The sequence below is a fragment of the Bartonella sp. MR30HLJHH genome (assembly GCF_042194195.1).
Lineage (GTDB): Bacteria > Pseudomonadota > Alphaproteobacteria > Rhizobiales > Rhizobiaceae > Bartonella > Bartonella grahamii.
Genome location: NZ_JBHIMO010000006.1, coordinates 98,162 through 120,855 on the forward strand (window position 1 = coordinate 98,162; position 22,694 = coordinate 120,855).

Consider the following 22,694-nt stretch of genomic DNA (forward strand, 5'->3'; position numbering starts at 1 on the left):
AAGAACAAATTTTAAAAGAGCTTTGTTGCAAGAACATATTGTAAGAAAACACGATAGAGTGTGTTCTTATGCAAAAGATGGTATTGCCAGTTTTTTTACATTGCTTATTCGTGTATAATGATAGGTTGTTTGAATATATAGCTAAAACTGTAGAGATTAAGGATGATTTATGTCTGGACTTCCCCCTTTAACGATACGTCTTTGTGGTCCACGTGGATTTTGTGCAGGGGTTGATCGTGCTATCCAGATTGTTCTCCTTGCATTAAAAAAATATGGTGTTCCAGTATATGTTCGTCATGAAATTGTACACAACCGCTACGTGGTTGAGGGATTACAACAACGGGGAGCCGTTTTTGTTGAAGAACTTGATGAGATTCCAGAAGAACATCGCAATCAACCGGTTGTTTTTTCTGCTCATGGTGTACCAAAATCTGTTTCAGAAGAAGCACGATGCTATAATTTGTTTTATCTCGATGCAACATGTCCGTTGGTCTCGAAAGTTCATAAACAAGCGATACGACATCAACGTCATGGTCGTCATGTTATATTGATTGGTCATGCTGGTCATCCTGAGGTGATAGGGACAATGGGACAGCTTGAAGAAGGGGCTGTGACGCTTATTGAAACGATAGAAGATGCTTTGCATTACCAACCCAATGATCCAGATAAATTAGGATTTGTTACACAAACAACGCTTTCTGTTGAAGATACTGCAGGAATTCTCGATATATTACAACAACGTTTCCCTACATTAGCGGCCCCAGCGGCTGAGTCAATTTGCTATGCTACAACGAATCGACAAGATGCGGTTAAGGCAGCAGCAAAGGGGAGTGATTTGTTTTTGATTGTTGGAGCGCCAAATTCTTCTAATTCACGACGTTTAGTAGAGGTTGCTGAAAAGTCTGGTGCGCGGCAAGCTATTTTAGTTCAGCGCGCTGATGAAATTAATTTTGAAAACCTAAAAGCTCTTTCTATTGTCAGTCTTTCAGCAGGGGCTTCGGCTCCTGAAATTATTATTGATGAAATTATTTCAGCGTTTCGTGAGCGTTATGATGTCACAATAGAATTAGCTGAAACAGCGGTAGAAACGGAAAAATTTTTAGTGAGTCGCGAATTACGTGACGTCATTTTAACGTCTCAAGATATGGCTTTCGTCAATGGTCAAGCAAATAATGCAAAAAATGAAAATCAGAATACAGACATGTCTACAACGAAAGCAGAATAATGGCCGTTTATACAGATATTCATTCAAATGATTTAAAAGTGTTTTTAACACGTTATGCAATAGGGTCACTTTTGTCTTATCAAGGTATAGAGGAGGGGATTGAAAATTCTAATTTTATGTTAGAGACAACACAAGGGCGATTTATTTTAACACTTTATGAAAAACGTATTTCAAAAGATGATTTACCTTTTTTTTGTCGCTTGATGCAGCATTTAGGACAGCGTGGAATTCCTTGTCCTCAACCTGTTATTCAAAATGATGGAATGATGATCTGTGAATTAGCAGGACGCCCTGCTGCTATTATTACTTTTCTGGAAGGAGAGTGGGTCCGCCAGCCCACTATAGATCATTGTGGTGAAGTGGGGACGGGGCTCGCACAATTACATTTAGCAGGACAGGATTTTACACTCAGTCGTAAAAATACTCTTTCTGTTATGGATTGGCAGGTATTGTGGCAACGTTGTCAAACAAAAGAAGATGCATTATTAAAAGAATTTGGACAAAAAATTGAGTTTGAATTGGCTTTTTTACAGGAAAATTGGCCGCTCAATTTACCAATAGGCATTATCCATGCAGATTTATTTAATGATAACGTCTTTTTTGTGAATCATCGTCTTTCTGGGATGATAGATTTCTATTTTGCTTGTAATGACTTTTTTGCTTATGATTTAGCGATCTGTTTAAATGCTTGGTGCTTTGAGCCTGATCATTCCTATAATCTGGCCAAAGCACGTAAGTTATTGGAAAATTATCAAAAAATAAGACCATTGATCCCTTTAGAATTGGACAAGATTGTTTTGTTAGCTCGTGGTGCGTCTTTACGTTTCTTACTCACACGTCTTTATGATTGGTTTAATACACCGCCTAATAGCTTTGTTATTAAGAAAGATCCATGGGAGTATTGGCACAAGCTTTGTTTTTTCAGTAATGTAAATTCGCTAAGTGAATTAGGTTTTTAAATTTTATGGCAACTCAACAAAAAGTCGTTGAAATTTATACAGATGGTGCTTGCTCAGGGAACCCTGGAATTGGAGGATGGGGAGCAATTTTACGCTGGAATGGTCATGAACGTGAGCTTTATGGCGGTAAGGTCCATACGACAAACAATCAAATGGAAATCATGGCGGCAATTTGTGCATTAAAGGCGCTTAAAGAGCCCTGTTTGGTCGACCTTTATACAGACTCAGTTTATGTGCGTAACGGTATATCTAAGTGGATTGAAGATTGGAAAAAGAATAATTGGCGCACCGCATCAAAAAAGCCTGTTAAAAATATGGAGCTATGGCAAGCTCTTGAGGATGCTTGTTCTTGTCATACAGTCAGATGGCACTGGGTAAAAGGGCATGCGGGACATCCAGAAAATGAACGCGCAGATGCCCTTGCTCGCAAAGCAATTACTCAATATCGCGAAAATGGACATTTTACAGCATAATTGCTGTTTGAGAGCTTTTTCTTTTATTACGGAGTCACAAGAGGGGTTGGCTGCGTATGGAATATGAATGTTCCACTTAAGGCGTAATCTTTAAAAGAAACTGTATAAAAAATTTTTTGGTTTATTTCTTCTGGAGCGAAATAGAGTGGAGCACTGAAGAGTGTATATTCTGCGTTATCACTGACTTTTTTTGCTGCTCCAATTTGCATTTCTCCTCCATCTAAAAAGAGAGAGGAAGGAGTGGTTTTGTTGTTATTTTGTATTTTTATAAGAAGGGTACTGTTATTTTTTTCGGCACTTATTTTTAGTGCATTCTGCATCATGCGGGGCAAAGAATCTTGGGCATTTTTTAAGAAGGAAGCAGGAAGATGTTTATTTTTAAGAGCAGATGGCGAAAAATCAAAGTTAACAGTAAATGGAAGACAGATTTTATTACATAATCCAAGAGTGAAAGCACCACTTAAATTTTTGCTTGAACCAGAAAGATTGAAGGGCAATATTACTTTATCTTTATAGCCTAATGACCAATCATTTTCTGTTTCAAAAAGCTGTGGGGTAGGATAAAAGATTTCATAAGAAACCTGTTGGTTGAAATTAAAAAACGGTGCCATGCCAGAATTACCTGGATTACGCCAGTAAGTTTTCCATCCTGGTTTAAGCACAATCTCAATAATGCCTTCTCTTATTCCAGAAAGAGAAGGTTCGGTGATCGCTAATCGGATACGACCACCATCTGATTCATACCAAGATGTTGCGAAAAGCTGGAGTTTTTGTCCTTTTTGAGCATTTACAGGAATGTTAAGTAATTCTAAAACTATGAATGTTAAGCTTAAAGTAACTAAAAGATTTTTATAAAAGAAAGTTGCGATATTTTGTAAATTTGTAAATATATGACTTTTTTTCATTGGAGTTTTATTTTCCTAGTGTACTAAATGAACAAACTTTTATCATGTAAATTATGGAGAATAACAAATTAATGAAGCGGTGTAATGGCTTTTTAGGTGGACAATTACTCATAGCAATGCCTGGGATGAATGACAAACGCTTTATTCGTTCTGTTATTTACATTTGCGCGCATTCTGATGCCGGTGCGATGGGCATTATTCTCAATCAATTGCATCATATTGATTTTCCAGAGCTTTTGCTTCACTTGGGAGTCATAGACAGTGGCCAAAAAAAAAGTCTTTCTGAACCAATAAAACAGTTTCCAGTTCGCTATGGTGGTCCTGTTGATCCTTCGCGTGGTTTTGTCCTTCATTCAGATGATTATGCTTGTGAAGAAACTGTTTTTATTGCAGATAAGGTCTGTTTTACTGCGACAATTGATATATTAAAAGCGATCAGTTGCGAACAAGGTCCGCAACATGCACTGGTAGCATTAGGTTATGCTGGATGGAAAGCGGGGCAACTTGAGGCAGAAATTTCTACAAATGGTTGGCTAATCAGTTCTACATCACCTAGTTTTCTTTTTGAAAGCGATTTAAGCTGCAAGTATGATAAAAGTTTAACACGCATGGGTATCGATCCAACTTATCTTGCTTCTGAAATGGGACATGCATAGAGTTTTTTCTAAGCTTTTTAACTTTACACGTTATTTTATCCCTTATGTTTTTACTTTATAAGGGAAATGGCTCTGAACGAGCGTAATTAATTCTTCTATGGCAATCGGTTTCGTTACAAGTGTGCTTTGAACATATTTACAGCCTTCTTGACGGAGGAAGATCGCTTCTTTTTCATTTTCAACACCTTCTGCGATAATTTGCAAATTAAGATCTGTTGCCATATTAATGATAGACTTGAGAACAATTTTCTTCTTAAGGGAGTCGATTGAAATAAGTGAACGATCAAGTTTAACCATATCAAATGGATAACGTACGAGATAGGTCAGAGACGAATAACCTGTTCCAAAATTATCGAGTGCGAGATTCATTCCAAGTGTTTTAATTTGTTCGAGAAAGTGCGCTGATTGTTCAGGATTATTTCTTAAGACAAATTCAGATATTTCAATCATCAAACGTCCTTTGTGGAGCGGATGACGAAGCAAAGCGGCGCGCAATTGACTGATAAAACGAGGATGAATCATTTCTGCGCTTGGTAAATTAATTGAAATAAAGAAAGATTGTTGGGAAAACTTTTCTTGTACATTTATAAGATCGATAATGGCATTATCGATGATAAATTGTGACAAATTCATAACAATTTGTTCGTTTTCTACGATTTTTATGAAATCAGAGACATTTAAATTTCCATAAGTAGGGTGATGCCATTCTACAATTGTTTCAAAACCAATGATATGTCCATCTGATAAATTAAGAATAGGATGGTAGAGGATTTTTATCTCATTACGTTTTATGGCATAATGAACATCTTTCTCCAGAGTATTATGTTCGAGACCCAAAGTGCGAAAATTAGGACGAAAAGGTTCAATATGGTTTCCACCCATTTGTTTTGCGCGAATCATCGCTAATTCACTATCATTAAAAATATCTTTAGCCGTCGATCGACTTTCACTCCATGTAACCAATCCGATAGAAGTTGAAAGGATTATTTTGTTTTCTGAAAGTGAAATAGGTGCTGAAATTGTTTTGTGCAAATGATCTGCAAATGCTGCAATTTTTTGTGGTTCAGTTTCACTGAGTAAAATAATTGCAAAGCGGTCTGCTGAAAGGCGCGATAAGGTGTCTTGAAAATTAATGAGACGGTTTAAACGACGTGCGATTATAAGCAGTACAGTATCCCCAACTGCTATGCCTAATTTGCGATTAATTTGGCGAAAATTGTCAAAATCAATCATAAAGACAGTCGGTCTAATTTTGATATTTGCTTTCGCCAAAGAGGTATAATTTTGTAGTCTATCGAAGAAAATTTGTTGGTTAGGAAGGCCGGTTAAGCTGTCGTGGATTGCATCATGCAATAAGCGTTCTTCGGATTTTTTGTGGTTAGTAATATTGACAATGGTTCCAATGACACGTGTGATTTTCCCATCTTTTTGCATAGCCGGACGTGCACGAAGAGAAAACCAATGATAATAACCACCACCGGAAGAAAGCCGAAAAATTTGATCAATGCGCCCTTTTTTATTTTTAAGAATGATATCTAATACGGCTTGAAAGCGTTCACGATCATCATGGTGCAAGGCTGAAATCCAGTTGCGCATAGGTCCATTGAGGTTATGAATTTCAGTACCAAAAAGGGTTGCCATGTTTGGATGTACAACAATACGGTCACGCTCAATATTCCAATCCCAAATAATATTTCCAGCTCCTTTTGCTGCGAGTACTTGTTGTTCAAGATCGGAAAATATTCCTTCATGGAAAGCGTCATTAGAAAAAGTTTGTTGCAGGACAGTAAAGCTGATGAGAAGAACAATGAGCACTAGTCCCCCCGCTAATGCTGGCTGGATAATATCATTGTTTAAATATCCAGCTATGCAGGCATAGGCTCCAACACACCAAAAGCTAATGAGCAACCATGTTGGGATAAGCATAATGGCGCGGTCATAGCTTCTGATTGAGAAATAGATAATTAATATTATACCAAGCACAGCGGTAAGACCAAAAGACAAACGCGCAATTCCAGCTGCTCTGATTGGATCATAAATAGCAAAGGCTCCTAGACTGCAAAAGGCAATGGTCCAAGCGATAGCACCGTAACTAAAATGATAATGCCAGCGGTTAAGGCTGAGATAGGTAAAAAGAAAAATGAAGAGTGTAGCAGTAAGTGCTACTTCTGTACCAGCACGCCAGATTGGTTGTGTTGTGAGTGTAACTGCAAAGAATTTATTTAAAAAGTTGAAGTCAATACCAATATAAAAAAGCACAGCCCAAGCAACAGCTGCTGTTGCAGGAAACAGCCCTGTTCCACGGACGACGAAGAGAACAGTTAACAAAAGCGCTAAGAGACCAGATATACCAAGAAGAATACCATGATAAAGCGTATAAGAATTAATTGCATCTTTATAAGCTTCAGGTTGCCATAAATAGATTTGCGGTAGATTTGCAGAGTTAAGTTCGGCCACAAATGTAACAACAGCACCAGGGTTAAGGGTAATACGAAAGATGTCAGAGTTTGCACTAAGTTGACGATCGAGGGAAAAACCTTCGCTTGGCGTTATGGATTGAATCCTTGCTGATCCGAGATCTGGCCAAAAAAACCCAGAACGCGCCATGCGGTAATGGGGGGCAACGATGAGACGATCGACTTGTTCATCTGTTGGATTTGCAAGAGAAAAAACTGCCCAATTTCCGGAAAATTTTTCATTTTTTGCCTGCACTTCAATACGCCATACAATACCATCTGGTCCTGGCGCTGTACTTGTTTGAAAAATAGAGTTGTTTGTATGGTGAATTTCAATTGCTTTTGAGAGATCAAGAGCAGCATCCTGAGAAGAAATTTTAACTGGCTCAATTGCTTGTGCTGATGTAAGATGGACAAGAAAACTAACGACTACAATGAAAATGATATCAATTATTTTACGCAAACTCTTCACAATGTCCCACTCTCAATATTTTAGGATGTTTAATTTTCATTTCGATTTTTGAGAAAAAACGTCCACCTTTTATAATTTATTTACATAATAAATTATTATCACTTTTTCTTAAGTTATGTGGTTTTCTATACAAATAGACCACATATCCATTTGCTTCAATGGAACTTGAAGCGAATGAAGTTTTATATTTTAAAAGGGCAAAGTTAAACCATGAAACTCCAGATTTCACGAATATACCTTCACTCATTAGAATCTTTATCACATGAAGTATGAATTGGGTAGTTTTGTACGCTTCTCTGCCCAATATTTCCAAAACTTATTTAATGAGAAGGACTTTTGTGGTAAATTTTATGATAAAATATGTGTATGTTATGTGATGCTGCTTTGAAAAGAAGTTTTTTACTTTAGCTTGTATGAAAGAGTTGACGTTAAATCATCAAAATTCATGAGGGGTCCTACAGGTCCGACAGCAGTTAATGTTGGAGTGGAATTTGTAAAAAGACGATGTGCTAAATCAGTTAATCTTTTAGGAGTGATGAGATTGAGGCGTTCAATTGTTTCCGATATTGGAATTGGTCGACCATAAAGGAGTATTTGGCGAGCAATGAGATGTGCTTGACTAGAGGGATTTTCCTGTGACATTGTCAGATTCGCACGATATTGCGTTTGTGCTCGTTGCAGTTCATTGGCGTGAATATTTTTGCTGACCTTAGAAAGTTCATCAAGAATCACAGGAATAAGTTCTTTGAGCCCTTCTTGTCCGGTAGCTGCGTGAACACCAAAAAGCCCAGTATCTGAAAATCCCCAATGAAAAGCATAAATAGAATAGCATAATCCACGTTTCTCTCTTACCTCTTGAAAAAGACGCGAAGACATACCACCACCAAGAATGATTGAAAGAATTTGGGCCGCATAAAAATCACGCGCGTGATAAGCACGCCCTTCAAACCCTAAAACAACTTGTGTATCCATTAAATCGCGATATTCACGAAAGTCGCCACCGACATAATTTGCAAGATTAGTAAGAGGTGCGGTTGAATGGGAGCGAAAAGTACCAAGACGACTTTCAACTTCTCGCAAGAAATTTTCGTGTTTTACTGCTCCTGCAGCAACGACAATCATACGATCTGCACTATATTGTTTATTGATGAAATCATGGAGATCAGTAGATGTAAATGATTGAATAGTTTTAGCTGTTCCTAAAATAGAGCGTCCAAGGGATTGATGACGAAAGGCTGTTTCTGTAAAGTGATCAAAAACAATATCATCAGGAGTGTCATGGGCTGCACCAATTTCCTGAAAGATTACTTGTTTTTCTCGTTCTAGTTCATCGTCGTCAAATTTTGAATGCATTAAAATATCGGCTAAAATGTCTATAGCAAGTGGGATATCGCTTTTAAGTACACGTGCAAAGTAAGCTGTTGTTTCAATACTGGTGGTGGCATTGATTTCACCGCCAACATCTTCAATATCGGTTGCAATTTGAAAAGCAGTGCGGTTTTCGGTTCCTTTAAAAGCCATATGCTCAAGAAGATGAGCAATACCATGCTGTGTGGAGGTTTCATTGCGTGAGCCCACTTTAACCCATATTCCGAGGGCAACACTATCAATTTGTTGCATTGTATGTGTGGCGATAGTCAAGCCATTACTAAGGCGACATATATCTACATCCATGTATTTACAACTCCATTAAATAAGCTAAATACCTCATTATAAGGGTATTAGAATATTCTTGATTTAAATTAATGCAGCTAACTTTAATAAGATGCACGCGATTTTAAAGAGATATAATCTTTTACTATTTTTTCATCATTAGCAAGACTTATAAAGTGTTCTTCGCGTTTCATTACATCATTGAGATGAGATGGCCATGGGGCATGAAGGCCACAAGCACTTTTAATAGTATCAGGAAATTTAGCTGGATGAGCCGTAGCAAGGACGATCATTGGAATATGCGGTTTTTTGTTTTCACGCGCTACTTGAAGAGCGACGGCTGTATGTGGATCAACAAGATAGCCACTTTCCTTATAGACACTATCAATTGTTTGAGCTGTTGCAGCCATGTTGCTTTTCCCAGCGGAAAATAGGGAACGAATATTTTTGAGTTGCTTTTCATCAAGAGTAAAACGTCCTGATTGTTTCAAGTTTTCCATTGCATTGCGAATCCATATTGGATCACGATTGCCACTTTCAAAGAGCAAACGTTCAAAATTAGAAGAGACCTGAATATCCATAGAAGGTGATGTTGTATGGACTATTGGTTGTGTTTCGTAAGTACCACTGGTCAATGTACGTGCAAGAATGTCGTTATCATTCGTTGCAATGACCAGTTGAGCAACGGGTAATCCCATACGGGCTGCGACATAACCTGCAAAAATATCACCAAAATTTCCAGTAGGAACAGTAAATGAAACAGCTCTATCAGGAGCTCCTAAGGAAAGTGCAGATGAAAAATAGTAAACAATTTGCGCCATGATACGCGCCCAGTTTATAGAATTAACACCTGAAAGCGCCCTTTTTTTACGAAAATTGTGGTCATTAAACATTGCTTTGACAAGAGCTTGGCAATCATCAAAATTTCCTTCAATGGCAATGGCATGAACATTTGAACATTGATTGGTTGTCATTTGCCGTTGTTGAACAGGTGATACACGTCCTTTAGGAAATAAAATAAAAATATCTGAGTGTTCTTTTCCAGCAAAAGCTTGTATTGCAGCCCCTCCTGTATCACCTGATGTTGCAGCAATAATCGTTGCACATCTATTTTTTTCAGTCAAAACATAATTCATCAGTCGAGAAAGAAACTGCATTGCGACATCTTTAAAAGCTAAAGTAGGACCATGAAAGAGTTCAAGGATAAATTCATCTGCTCCAGTTTGTCGTAACGGACAGATTGCTGGATGGTGAAAGGTTGCATAAGATTCAGCGATCATATTTTCAAAAGCTGTATATTCGATTTCGTTATTCACAAAGGGCCACAGAATAGTTTTAGCAATTGTTGTATAGGACTGACCACGAAGTGCTCGTAACGCATCAAATGATAGCTGAGGAAATTTATCTGGCAGATAAAGTCCCCCATCACTTGCCAACCCTGTCATGATGGTTTCCGTAAAGCTTAAAGCAGGAGCTTCACCTCTCGTGCTGATATATTCCATAAGTCTTACCCTTTTTTTATTTCTGGAAAATTGGTGAAGTTATTTATTTCACGTTTTTCATAATATTTAAATTATTAAATGGATAGAGTTTTTAACTCAATAATAAAAGGAAATAGGCTTAAGCATTTTTATTTTTGAGATATAAACGTCAAATATTCACAGAAAATTTATTAAAGTCGAAAATTTTCCCTCTATTATTCATACACTTAAATTTTACAACGTATCTTCACTTGTGCACTTTCTTAAATAATAAAATAAAATAGATAGAATGGTATTTATTGAAGATTTTTTTTGTAAAACTCAATCATTCATAGTTATTTTATGCTCTTATACTTTGTAACAATTAAATCTTCTAAAATGAATGTTGAAATGATACAACTAACAATAGAAAATTTATAATAATTATAAGGTAAATTTATGGCATTTCGTGCACAAATCTATACTTTGAATAATTTTTTTAGCCTAATTTATTATTTTGTATACGAATAGATATTATATTTGTTCTATACAGTATGGTAACTTAAAGTTTATCCATAGAAAACACACGACAGCCTGCCCAATGATGTGAAGCAGGCTGTAAAATATTCTTCTTTTAAATAGAAAAATAACTGTGTATCTTTGAATTATTTGCCTTTAAGTTTTCCTATTGCCCATCCGATTATCCCGCTAAATATGGACATAACAAATCCAGTCAAGAATCCAAACCCCAAAGCTCCTGCTGTAGAAAAAACTCCTAGCGTAATTGGTTCAAACACTTTCTCAAATTTTCCTTCAATGGCAGTTTCACTTTTTGCTCCATGAGTGAAACTTGGTACATAAAGAGAAGCTATATTGATAGCTTCTTTCTTTCCCTGTTCTATTAGAGAGACAGTTTCCCATTGAATATCATTTTTCAAATGATTGGCATGAACATTTATAACTTGTGAAAGCAAAAAAGAAACCGCTATAAAAATATTTAATACGTAAGTTTTCAATACTTTAATCATAATTTATTACCAATACTTTTACTTTTATTTTACTCTGAATTGAATAGATGCATCGGCAGAATTAGTGCACATTAAGAGAAACAGAAGCATTTAAAGCTTCTTCATTCTTAATGTGATAATTCATTAGTTTTTTGTCATCAACAATGGATAAACACAGAATATATCCATAGTTTATATTTCGTATGAGAAGGTTTTATTCTGATAAGATTTCAATTTTAACGAGATTTAAAATACGATATTATTTTACCTATTATCCATCCTAAAAACATGCCTATCGTACTTGATGCATATCCAATTGCCATCCCAACACCAAAGGTTCCGAGTGTAAGAGGTTCAACGACCTTTTCAAATTTTCCTTCAATAGTAGTTTTATTATCCACTCCACAACTTAGAATGGGGCTATAGAGAGAAACGGTATGGACTGCATCCTGTTTTTTCTGCTCTATTGCAGAAAAAAAAATATTTTCACGATGAGTATTATTTTGCAAATAGTTTGCATGCACATTTACAACCTGTGAAAGAAAAAAGGCAGACATAATGAAAATACTTAACATATGATTTTTAAACAATTTAATCATAATTTACCTCAAATATTTTATAATATTCAATATATATATATATGCGTAAATTTATACTTTGGATATTTGGATATAATCTACAACATTTATATTTTGCAGCAAGAGAAGCTCCATTATGTAATTACTTTACAATAAACAATAGCCTCATAATGAAGCTATTGTTTTAGAGTTCTAGACGAGGTTGAATTATTTGAACATCAATACTATGTCCTTTATCCAACTTATTATCGATCCTATAAAGCTCATTGCATATCCAGCAAACAATAGTCCCACTCCTACAGTCATAGGCTCAACGACCTTTTCAATTTTCCCTTCACCTGTTGTTCCATTTTCTGTTTGATAATTTACAGATGGAACATAGAAAGCAGTCTTAGAAACTACATCAGATTTCGCATACTTTACTTGTTCCATTGGGAAAACAGAAAGTTCCTCTTTTGGAGTATCGGTTTTCAAATAGTTTGCATTAACATTTACAGTTTGTGAAATAAAAAAAGTGCTCGCTATAAAAATGCTTAAGATATAATTTTTAAATATTTTGACCATAACTTTACCTCAAATATTTTTAATTTATATATGTAAGAAAATATAGATAATGTTTATATATCTTACACTATATACAATTTTGATATTTCAATATGTATTTTTAGTCAATAATAAAAATACATATAAAAATATAAATATATTTTTTATAAACATTATTGTAAAAATGTAACAGTAATAATCATAAAAATATTTTTTTAAATTTTATAAAATGTTTCGTTATGTGTTATATATAAATAACATGTGGTGATCGCATAATTTTTATAAAATGATATTAATATTATTTTTTAAATACATTTATAGATAATAAAAATATGAAAATTATGATGTATTTATAAAAAATACTATTAATAACTAAAATACAAATGGACGCGATAAGTTTTTATTATTTACAATAGTTGTTATATATACTAAAAGTATACAGTTATACTCATAGTATAAAGTAGAGCTCGAATTGGATAGAGATAAATGATATTATCTTTTTCTCGCCAATGTGAACAGCATATTAATGTGATGTAAAGCAGTGTATAGAAGAATATCAATTCAGAGACATTTATGAGTGCTGAAAGATCGGCATTAGATAATATTTTTCAACATTTTCTTCTTTTCAAACCGAAAAGCCACTTTTATTTTTAGAAAGGATGTCTTTCCTAAAGTTGGATTACTTTTGAAAAGATCTGATTTCATTACTTATTTAAAAAATCTATGCAAATGCTTTCAGAAAATTTTGAGCAACTACAGGTATCTCTTTACGTTGTTCTATGTTTCATATTTACGTGCTTTTTTAAGAAATCCTTCTCAAGGTACTCAAGCCTATTTTGCAATTATAGATATGATGATAAAGCCCCATAATATAAAATTTTTAGGGCATCAGAATCTTTGATGTTTATAAAGAAGAAAGATGGCATCGCCATACACTTTGCTCGCTTCTAATGTTGCTACAATCTTTACCTCTTGAGATGATTTATTAAGAGACATTTTTATTTCTTTAATTCAGCATATCTAGGTTTGAAATAAGAGAATCTTACAATATTCGTTTTTTTGTTTAGTTTAATAATGATAAATTGATTATTATAAATCAATATTTTGCCCGTAAATGACTTGGTGTGAAATGTTTTTTATAAAATGCACATCTTCATAAGAATCTATTCTTTTTATTTCTTGTAATTTTAGGGAGGTTGTACCAATTGATGCTGTTAAAATACTGTTTAAGCAGCAAAGTAAATAAGCCTTCAATAAATTTACGAGATTTGGATTGAGTAAATATAAGTCCTTCTAACTCAACAAGGACGCTTTTGTTGTTTTCAATAAACTCTTGTATTCCATAGATTCCAGGGATTTTAATATGTTTTTCCATGATCAATACGCACATACTCTAAAAATTTACCATAGTGTGTGATTTTTTTGAAAAATATAATAACTTATCAGGATGGGCTGCTGAGGTTGGGAGTGGGATATCGGATTTGAGATAGATAAGCAGGGTTTGATTTTTATGATTTTTCCTCCCTGTTGTTTGCTTTTTTTTAAGCGCGTGCAATGGTTAACTGGCTTATTGATTGCTCAACGAGGTTCTATATTTTTCCTTCACATTGAAATGCAATTCACTCGTATCGTGAATTACGCATTTATTGAAGTTATTATAAAGGAAGCAACGAGAAGAGAAGGGTATTTGAGTAAAAATGCTTCTTACAAAAGTTTACAAACTGATATATTTAAGAGATTGTTTATAATAGATCTCTCCATACTGCCATTGCTTCTAAGACTTCTCCTAAATGAGCATGTTTTGCGATAACTGTTTCTGCACCAGCTTCTGCAAGTGCATTGGAGTGGCCAAGATAGCTATGTGATCCTCCCGTAAAGCCGATGACACGCATGCCTGCTGCTGTGGCTGCGTGTACACCATGAAGGGAATCTTCTATAACGATAGTGTTTTGGGGCTCTGCCTGTAATTGTTGTGCGGCAAAAAGGAAAACGTCAGGGGCCGGTTTCGTTCTTTTTGTTCCCACTTCAGGTGCTGAAAATATTTTACCTTCAAAAAGGTCATAGAGATCAACCGTGGTGAGCATCTCTTTTATATCTACGCTTTTTGCATTAGAGCAGATACAGTAGGGATAGCGTGTTTGAATAATTTCTACGGCTTCTCTTACATCATCAATAGCCCGTAATTCAGTTTTTATTTGTGTACGAAAAATATTAGTCATCTGATCTATGAGATGAGCAGAAATTGGTTTTTCTGTTTCCTGTTCAACGTGTTTAAGAATATCGCGAAAGATAAGTCCTGCAAAACGCTCACTCAATTCTTCGGGTGATATTTCATATCCTGTTTGTTTGAGCAATTGAGATCCAATTTTTGCTGCAAGATATTCAGAGTCGACGAGAACCCCGTCACAATCAAAAATAATAAGATCTATCTGAGGCATAAGATATTCCTTTACATGTTACGAGATGGACAACTTTTATGAAAACGATATTGAGAGGATCTTATTTCATAAAAATACGCTTTGAAAATGATTCTTAATTCTTTTACGAAATAAAAGATATGGGAAGAAAAAAAGAAAGTTTCATTCATATGAAAGTTTTTTTATTAAAAAAAACAAAAACAATTATCAATTTTGTAGAACTTTAACGATACGTTTACGCTATTTTGTAAATATGGATTGGTAATGCGGGCCTATAAACTATTTTGGTTGATTATAGGGCAAATTCAGTTAATTTTGTTGGGTTTTTCATGACAGTTATTCAGCTTCAAAAAGATTTTCTTCGTACTCCCTCACAGATGCCATGGCGCAATAAAATTTTTAAAGGAGATTGTGTTTCCGTTCTAGAAAAACTTCCAAAACACTCCGTTGATATGATTTTTGCGGATCCACCCTATAATTTGCAATTGGACGGAGCTTTATATCGTCCAGATCATTCGCTTGTTGATGCGGTTGATGATGCATGGGATCAGTTTGAGAGTTTTGCTGCTTATGATGCTTTTACCCGTGCATGGTTGCTTGCTTGTCGTCGTGTATTAAAACCCAACGGAACACTTTGGGTTATCGGATCTTACCATAATATTTTTCGAGTTGGGACGGCATTACAAGATTTAGGTTTTTGGATGCTTAATGATATTATTTGGCGCAAAAATAATCCGATGCCTAATTTTCGAGGGCGCCGTTTTCAAAATGCTCATGAGACGCTTATTTGGGCCGTGCGAGATCAAAAAGATAAAAAGTACACATTTAATTATGATGCCTTAAAAGCGGCAAATGAAGATCTACAAATGCGTTCAGATTGGCTTTTCCCTCTCTGTACTGGAGCTGAACGTTTAAAGGATGATTCAGGGCGTAAATTACATCCAACACAAAAACCGCAAGCGTTATTAGCGCGTATTATTATGGCTTCTAGTAAACCTGGTGATGTTATTCTTGATCCGTTTTTTGGTTCGGGAACAACAGGTGCTGTTGCCAAGCTTTTAGGGCGTGATTTTGTTGGGATTGAACGCGAGCAAGATTACATTGATGCAGCATGTGAGAGAATTGCAGCGGTTAAACCTTTAGCGCAACCAGAACTAGCGATTTTGGATAGAAAAAAAGCAGAGCCGCGCGTAGCATTCAACAGTTTGCTTGAAGCAGGGTTACTCTATCCTGGAGAAGTTCTTTATGATCGTAAGAAGCAAGTATCTGCTATTGTAAGAGCTGATGGTACGATTATGCATGGTGGTGAAGCGGGCTCAATTCACGCAATGGGAAGAAAGGCTCAAGATTCGCAGAGTTGTAATGGTTGGACATTTTGGTATTATGAGGAAAATGGACGGTTGAAGTCCATAGATCATTTAAGAATGATCATACGTTCACAAATGTTAAAAACGGGTGTTTTATGAACTAAGCTGATCGCTTCATTCTAGAGTGATCATCAATGTACCTGATCTTGATTGAGATGGACGTGAGGGCATTTTATGCCTTTCTTAGATGTTTTTTATTAACACACTAATCTCGCTTGTAAGCGGCAAGCGAGTATTTTTTGCTTCTTGTAGAAGAAATTAAAATGAGAAACTTTCACTCTATATTCTGATTTTAGTTCCAAAACAGTAAAATTTTAATATAATCTTATAAAAATGAAATATCAAAATTAAAAGGCTCATTCAGAAGCTCAAAATTAAGTGCTTTTTTGAGGTAATATGTGTATCTATAAAGTGCGTAAAATGTATTGGTTTATCAAGATAATTTAGCGTTATTCATATTGAGTTCCCCCCGAATATCGTCAAATTTTCTTATTTCATAGCTGTTTCATATTGAATCAATGAAATTTACTTTCTTGCATGTCATAAGCGGGGTTGGCGTGTGAATAAAATTGTTAAAGAAAGAACTAAAAAGTACCTTTTATGAACCGTTTCAAGTGCCAAGGGTTGTTGTAGGGGGCTGGTAAATATAATGATGGTGCTGACCTACTCCTTCATAAGCGAAAAAAGGATAGATCCTGAAATTTAAATCTAAGCTTTCTAAGCTTTTCTACCTCTCCTTAATTCTTATCTGTAAAAAAATTGGTTATTTCATTTTTTTAAGTTTTTCTTTTACAGATTAATAAATGATCGCTAGAGATACAAAAGTCTCCGTTAGAAAACATTTTTACGAATAGGGAAGGTTATTTAAATCTGAAAGAATTGGGAAGTGCTACAGAAATGGCTTTTTTCATAACAGTAGGTAGTGCTTCTTCGGCAAGATGTTGAATGTTACACCACCAACCATTTTCACAATTCATTTCATGAATATCCTCAGTATAGTAAACATCGAGTTTTAGAGAAAAGTGAGTAAAAACATGCGTAATTTGTCCTTTGAATTGCCAATTGGCAGTAAAGGGTGCATTTTGGAGCCCATTTTCGTTGTTTATGCCAATATTGTTAGGAATTTGGGTCATTCCACCAAGGAGCTTTTGCGTCTGTCGTTTTTCCAAATAAATTTGTCTCTTTTTATTAAGGACTACAAAAGCAATACCTGTTTTTGAAGGGCGTTCTTTTTTAGGGGCTTTGACTGGAAAAGATTCCGGTTGTTGCGTCTTTGCTGCTTTACATAAACATTGAAGAGGGCAGGTATAACAAGATGGTTTGCGTGGAGTACAAACTGTTGCTCCTAAATCCATCATTGCTTGAGCAAAGTCACCAGGACGATTTAAAGCAGTAATTTTTTGTGTTTTTTCTTTAATTTCAACTTTTGCTTTTTGTAATATTGAAGTGATAGCAAAAAGGCGCGCTACCACACGTTCGACATTACCATCAACCACTGCTACAGGGTGATTAAAAGCAATTGAAGCAATGGCTGCGGCAGTATAATCTCCAATACCGGCTAGAGTTCGCAATTCTTTTACAGATTGTGGAAATTGTCCCGCGTAGTTTTCAACAAGCTGTTGCGCACATTTTTTAAGATTACGTGCGCGTGAATAATAACCAAGTCCAGCCCATGCTTTCATGATGTCATCTTGTGAGGCTTTTGCTAAAGAGGAAAGATCAGGCCATAGTTTTAGAAACTTTTTAAAATAAGGCTTAACTGTTTCAACGGTTGTTTGTTGAAGCATGATTTCAGAAAGCCAAACTTGATAGGGATCAGGACGGATACCTTGTTTTTGCTTTTCAGGGGTAATCCGCCATGGGAGATGTCTGTGATTCTGATCGTACCAAGCAAGGAGGTGCGAAGAAATTTCATACATGATTGTTTTCAAGCATAGGGAGATATAAAATGCAAAAGAAAAAATTATTTATTTTGTTGATATTTCATAAATTGAGGAGGCAATAATTTTTAGATGAAACAAATGATTTTAATTTAGTAAGCGGTTGAACAATGATCTAAAATGAAAAAACAACTTAAAAAACATATCTTTTATTCTCTTTCTGAGACGGTATACAAGATACTTGATCCAGTTTTACGCAAACGGACAGGGCTTAATGTAGCGCTTATAGAACATTGGCCACAAATTGCGGGCTATGATATCAGTGAACATACAATGCCGCTTAAAATTATTTGGAAACGTCGTGCAGATCAAGATGATGTTTTTCAGCCAGCAACACTTGTTGTCGCATGTGAAGGATTTTCTGCGTTAAAATTGATGCATGAAACAGAGGAATTACTTCATAGAATTAACGGATTTTTTGGCTATATTGCTATTGATCGCATCAAGATTGAGCAAAGGAGTATGTCGGTTTTTATGAATCACTTGCCTCTAAAACCGCCTTTAAGTGAACAAGACACAAAACGCGTGGAAAAAATGCTTGAAGGAATTGAAGATAAAAGCTTGCGCCAATCACTTTATAAACTTGGCTGTTGCATTTTCTTGGAAAAAAATAATAAATAGAAAGATATTTTATATATTTTTCTTTAATATATGAGAAAGCATTGGATTCTTATTCGTTAATAACAACAGAAAAGTATTATTTATGGTAAAATATCGTTCTTTTTTATCTTTCGGGATAATTTTTCTCTTCATAACGATTGCACAAAATAGTGTAACATTTGCTTTAGCGCGTGATCCAAAACCAGTGGCAACTGTTGATATGGAAGAGATTCTCCAATCGGGTAAAGTAAAGGATCGCTTTGAGGGAGAGGCGGATGCACCAGTCGTCATTGTTGAGTATGCTTCGTTGACATGTACCCATTGTGCGCATTTTTATAATGATATACTTCCTCAAATTCGTAAAAAATATATCAAAACAGGAAAAGTAAAACTGATTTTCCGCGACTATGCTTTTGATCCTCGGGCAACAGCAGGTTTTATGTTGGCACAGTGTGCACCAGAAGATCGCTATTTTCCTTTGATAGAAGTTTTATTTCAAAAACAAAATGAATGGGCTTTCGGAAAAGATGCTCTAACACCATTGAAAAAAATTGGACTAATGGCTGGTTTTACAGATGAAAGTTTTACAGCATGTTTGAAAAATCAAGCCATTTTAGATGAAGTGAATGCATCCTTTGAGCGTGGTAAAAAACTTGGTGTTACAGCAACGCCTACTTTCTTTATTAATGGTAGTAAATATGAAGGCGCTATGAAAATAGAAGAATTTTTTTCGGTGATTGATAGTTTTCTTAAAAACTGAATCTTAATCTTCCAGAAGATGGATAGTGATACTTTTTGTTATTATCGCTTTTGGAAGGATTAAGAGTATGCATTTATGAAGCAATATTTTTTGTTAAGCCGATTTTGAATCAAATCATTGCTTTTAGTGAGCCTAGGTTGAATGATGTTTTGATGCTGATATGGGAGGATTTGTACAATGAAAAAATGGGTTTATAGTTTTGGAGATGGAAAGGTAGAAGGAAGTGCAAGTGAACGTAACCTTCTCGGAGGTAAAGGGGCTAATTTGGCAGAAATGAGTAATCTTGGTTTGCCCGTACCACCCGGATTTACGCTGACAACAGAAGTTTGTAATTTTTATTATGCCCATGACAAATCATATCCAGAAGAGCTACAGGAATCTGTTAAGCAAGCACTAAGACGCATTGGTGAACAAACAGGACGTGAATTTGGGAATGAGCAAAAGCCACTTTTGCTTTCTGTTCGTTCAGGAGCTAGGGCTTCTATGCCAGGGATGATGGATACAGTACTTAACCTTGGCATGAATGATGAGACTGTAAAAGCCATTGCTTTACAAGCCAATAATGAACGTTTTGCTTATGATAGTTATCGGCGTTTTATCCAAATGTATTCTAACGTTGTTTTGGGGCTAGATCATTCGTATTTTGAAGAGATTCTTGATGAAGTAAAAGCATGCAATGGTTACACTATTGATACAGAAATGACAGCAGATGATTGGAAGAACATTATTACTTCTTATAAAGCATACGTTGAAGAAAAGTTAGGGAAATCTTTTCCACAAGATCCTGAACAACAATTGTGGGGAGCAATTGGAGCGGTTTTTTCAAGTTGGATGACAGCACGTGCAGTTACCTATCGCCGTTTACATAATATTCCTGAAAGTTGGGGAACGGCAGTTAATGTGCAAGCTATGGTTTTTGGCAACATGGGTGAAGATTCGGCAACAGGTGTTGCTTTTACACGCAATCCATCGACAGGGAAAAAAGAACTTTATGGTGAATTTTTAGTTAATGCGCAAGGGGAAGATGTTGTGGCGGGCATTCGAACTCCTCAAAATATTACAGAAAATGCGCGTATTGTTGCTGGTTCAAATAGGCCGTCATTAGAAAAAATTATGCCTGAGGCTTTTTTGAAATTATGTCAGATAGCACAGAAGCTTGAGCAGCATTATCGGGATATGCAAGATCTCGAATTTACCATTGAAAAAGGTAAATTATGGATGCTTCAGACTCGTTCAGGAAAACGCACGGCTCGTGCGGCTCTCAAGATAGCAATTGAAATGGTTGAAGAGGGGTTAATAAGCCATGAAGAGGCTGTGATGCGTATTGATGCGAAGTCGCTTGACCAACTTTTGCATCCAACACTTGATCCCAAAGCAGAACGTTTTGTTATAGGACGTGGTTTACCTGCTTCTCCTGGAGCCGCAACTGGTGAAATTGTTTTTACTTCAGAAGAGGCAGAAACTGTGTCGGCGGAAGGTCGCAAAGTTATTTTGGTCCGTGTAGAAACAAGCCCAGAAGATATTCATGGTATGCATGCTGCAGAAGGAATTTTAACAACGCGTGGCGGTATGACAAGTCACGCTGCTGTTGTTGCGCGGGGGATGGGAAAACCATGTATTTCTGGTGCTGGCAGTGTGCGGATTGATTATAACACAAATACGCTGTTTGCTTCAGGAGAAAGCTTTAAAAAAGGTGATGTTGTTACAATTGATGGTGGAAGTGGAGAAATTTTCAAAGGGAAAGTTGCAATGTTGCAGCCTCAGCTTTGCGGAGACTTTGCAAAATTAATGGAATGGGCTGATGGGATGCGACGTATAAGAGTTCGCGCTAATGCTGATACACCATCTGATGCTCGTATGGGGCGCTCTTTTGGGGCTGAGGGTATAGGTCTTTGCCGTACGGAGCATATGTTTTTTTCTGATGAACGTATTATTGCCATGCGTGAAATGATTTTAAGTCATGATGAAAATGGTCGTCGTAAAGCACTAGATAAGCTTTTACCAATGCAGCGTTCAGATTTTAGTGAATTATTTGAAATTATGTGTGGTTTACCTGTTACTATTCGCTTGCTAGATCCACCATTACATGAATTTTTGCCTAAAACGAAAGCAGAAATTCTTGATGTTGCAACAGCTATGGGTGTTTCTGCTGAAGTGCTTGCTGAACGCGCTCAGCAGTTGCACGAATTTAATCCTATGCTTGGATTACGTGGATGCCGTTTAGCTATTACTTATCCTGAAATTGCAGAAATGCAAGCGCGGGCGATTTTTGAAGCAGCAGCAGAAGCTGCTCAAAAATCTGGATCTCCTGTTATGCTTGAAATTATGGTGCCACTTGTTGCGCTTAAATCTGAACTCGATTTTGTAAAAGCACGTATTGATCAGGTTGCTGAGGAAGTGATGAAAGAAAAGGGAAGCACTATTCAATATATGGTTGGGACGATGATTGAGCTTCCAAGGGCGGCGCTTCGAGCAGATGAAATTGCTGAAACTGCTGAATTTTTTTCATTTGGAACAAACGACTTGACACAAACCACTTTTGGGATTTCCCGTGATGATGCTGCTCCTTTTTTGGCAACCTATTTTCAAAAAGGTCTTTTAGAGCAAGATCCTTTCGTGTCTATTGACCGTGATGGAGTAGGAGAACTTATTACCATCGCTGCACAGCGTGGACGATCACAGCGTGCAAAAATAAAATTGGGAATTTGCGGTGAACATGGAGGCGATCCTGCCTCTATTGCTTTATGCGAAGAAAATAACCTAGATTATGTTTCATGTTCTCCTTTTCGAGTACCAATTGCTCGTTTAGCAGCAGCCCAGGCCGCAATAGCAAAAAGGATATAATGGGTTAATATTTTTTGTTGTATAGTTATTACTGAAATAAATTTTTATATATTCTTTTATTTTTTTATAAAGGAAATAAAAGTGCTTCTAAAATGCATGATAAGTTATGTTACGCGAGAAAATGTTTTTTGAGAGGTTTATGAGAGAAAATATAAAGCAGGATAGACAAAGATGTATTATTAATACACTTTCTATTGACGAACCTCTTGATAGAGAAAAACGTCTTATTGTGCAGTCAATTTACACGTTTGCTTTTTTATAGGAGAATGAACTCCTCACGCAAAATAGAATGCTCCAAACAAACACATTTTTTTTGCACATCATGCTGTTTGAGATAGGCAGCTCTCAGTGGATGCCCCATTTCACATTGACATTCGTG

17 protein-coding genes are annotated in these 22,694 nt (G+C 36.0%); 8 read left to right on the forward strand and 9 right to left on the reverse strand.

Features of this window, described 5'->3' with window-relative positions:
• Nucleotides 1-169 precede the first annotated feature (169 nt).
• Genes ispH through rnhA form a run of 3 tightly spaced genes read left to right on the forward strand, consistent with a single transcriptional unit; the run spans nt 170 to nt 2,657 of the window.
• Complete coding sequence (ispH, locus tag ACFIKR_RS05265; RefSeq protein ID WP_375635767.1) at nt 170-1,225, forward strand: 4-hydroxy-3-methylbut-2-enyl diphosphate reductase; 1,056 nt, start codon at nt 170-172, stop codon at nt 1,223-1,225.
• Nucleotides 1,225-2,184: a homoserine kinase gene (locus ACFIKR_RS05270; protein ID WP_375635766.1), complete on the forward strand. Its 960-nt coding sequence runs from the start codon at nt 1,225-1,227 to the stop codon at nt 2,182-2,184. The genes ispH and ACFIKR_RS05270 overlap by 1 nt, the downstream gene beginning before the upstream one ends.
• Before the next feature lie 5 nt (nt 2,185-2,189).
• Nucleotides 2,190-2,657: a ribonuclease HI gene (rnhA, locus tag ACFIKR_RS05275; RefSeq protein ID WP_375635765.1), complete on the forward strand. Its 468-nt coding sequence runs from the start codon at nt 2,190-2,192 to the stop codon at nt 2,655-2,657.
• A gap of 26 nt (nt 2,658-2,683) precedes the next feature.
• Here rnhA and ACFIKR_RS05280 read toward each other — a convergent pair whose 3' ends face one another.
• Complete coding sequence (locus tag ACFIKR_RS05280) at nt 2,684-3,562, reverse strand: protein-disulfide reductase DsbD domain-containing protein (protein ID WP_375635764.1); 879 nt, start codon at nt 3,560-3,562, stop codon at nt 2,684-2,686.
• Nucleotides 3,563-3,633: 71 nt separating this feature from the next.
• On the opposite strand from ACFIKR_RS05280, the gene ACFIKR_RS05285 reads away from it, so the two are divergent.
• Nucleotides 3,634-4,218 carry a YqgE/AlgH family protein gene (locus tag ACFIKR_RS05285; RefSeq protein WP_012754832.1) on the forward strand — a complete coding sequence of 195 codons (585 nt, stop codon included), beginning with the start codon at nt 3,634-3,636 and terminating at the stop codon, nt 4,216-4,218.
• Nucleotides 4,219-4,260: 42 nt separating this feature from the next.
• On the opposite strand, the gene ACFIKR_RS05290 is transcribed toward ACFIKR_RS05285, so the two are convergent.
• From ACFIKR_RS05290 to ACFIKR_RS05320, 7 genes are all read right to left on the reverse strand, one after another.
• Nucleotides 4,261-7,146 (reverse strand): EAL domain-containing protein, encoded by a 2,886-nt coding sequence (locus ACFIKR_RS05290; RefSeq protein WP_375659118.1) that lies wholly within the window; start codon nt 7,144-7,146, stop codon nt 4,261-4,263.
• Between the two features lie 399 nt (nt 7,147-7,545).
• Nucleotides 7,546-8,820, reverse strand: coding sequence for a M16 family metallopeptidase (locus tag ACFIKR_RS05295; protein WP_375659119.1), 1,275 nt, complete (start codon nt 8,818-8,820; stop codon nt 7,546-7,548).
• An 83-nt stretch (nt 8,821-8,903) separates the two neighbouring features.
• Nucleotides 8,904-10,301, reverse strand: a complete 1,398-nt coding sequence (gene thrC, locus ACFIKR_RS05300; RefSeq protein ID WP_375659120.1) for a threonine synthase — start codon at nt 10,299-10,301, stop codon at nt 8,904-8,906.
• 623 nt (nt 10,302-10,924) lie between these two features.
• Nucleotides 10,925-11,287 (reverse strand): hypothetical protein, encoded by a 363-nt coding sequence (locus ACFIKR_RS05305; RefSeq protein ID WP_375659121.1) that lies wholly within the window; start codon nt 11,285-11,287, stop codon nt 10,925-10,927.
• A 215-nt stretch (nt 11,288-11,502) separates the two neighbouring features.
• Complete coding sequence (locus ACFIKR_RS05310) at nt 11,503-11,865, reverse strand: hypothetical protein (RefSeq protein WP_375659122.1); 363 nt, start codon at nt 11,863-11,865, stop codon at nt 11,503-11,505.
• A 186-nt stretch (nt 11,866-12,051) separates the two neighbouring features.
• Nucleotides 12,052-12,408, reverse strand: coding sequence for a hypothetical protein (locus ACFIKR_RS05315; RefSeq protein ID WP_375659123.1), 357 nt, complete (start codon nt 12,406-12,408; stop codon nt 12,052-12,054).
• Nucleotides 12,409-14,129: 1,721 nt separating this feature from the next.
• A complete protein-coding gene (locus ACFIKR_RS05320) occupies nt 14,130-14,825 on the reverse strand; it encodes an HAD family hydrolase (protein WP_375659124.1) in 696 nt (231 codons plus the stop codon).
• 356 nt (nt 14,826-15,181) lie between these two features.
• Between ACFIKR_RS05320 and ACFIKR_RS05325 the strand changes: the two genes are divergently transcribed.
• Complete coding sequence (locus ACFIKR_RS05325) at nt 15,182-16,270, forward strand: site-specific DNA-methyltransferase (RefSeq protein WP_372440009.1); 1,089 nt, start codon at nt 15,182-15,184, stop codon at nt 16,268-16,270.
• A 761-nt stretch (nt 16,271-17,031) separates the two neighbouring features.
• On the opposite strand, the gene mutY is transcribed toward ACFIKR_RS05325, so the two are convergent.
• The gene (gene mutY, locus ACFIKR_RS05330) at nt 17,032-18,090 is read right to left on the reverse strand and encodes an A/G-specific adenine glycosylase (RefSeq protein ID WP_375659125.1); all 1,059 of its coding nucleotides are present in this window, start codon (nt 18,088-18,090) and stop codon (nt 17,032-17,034) included.
• Nucleotides 18,091-18,231: 141 nt separating this feature from the next.
• Between mutY and ACFIKR_RS05335 the strand changes: the two genes are divergently transcribed.
• The 3 genes from ACFIKR_RS05335 to ppdK all read left to right on the forward strand — a co-directional run bounded on the left by ACFIKR_RS05335 (nt 18,232) and on the right by ppdK (nt 22,315).
• A complete protein-coding gene (locus ACFIKR_RS05335; RefSeq protein WP_375659126.1) occupies nt 18,232-18,732 on the forward strand; it encodes a DUF721 domain-containing protein in 501 nt (166 codons plus the stop codon).
• A gap of 82 nt (nt 18,733-18,814) precedes the next feature.
• Nucleotides 18,815-19,471 (forward strand): DsbA family protein, encoded by a 657-nt coding sequence (locus ACFIKR_RS05340; protein WP_375659127.1) that lies wholly within the window; start codon nt 18,815-18,817, stop codon nt 19,469-19,471.
• 177 nt (nt 19,472-19,648) lie between these two features.
• Nucleotides 19,649-22,315, forward strand: a complete 2,667-nt coding sequence (gene ppdK / locus ACFIKR_RS05345; RefSeq protein WP_375659128.1) for a pyruvate, phosphate dikinase — start codon at nt 19,649-19,651, stop codon at nt 22,313-22,315.
• Nucleotides 22,316-22,694: the final 379 nt, after the last annotated feature.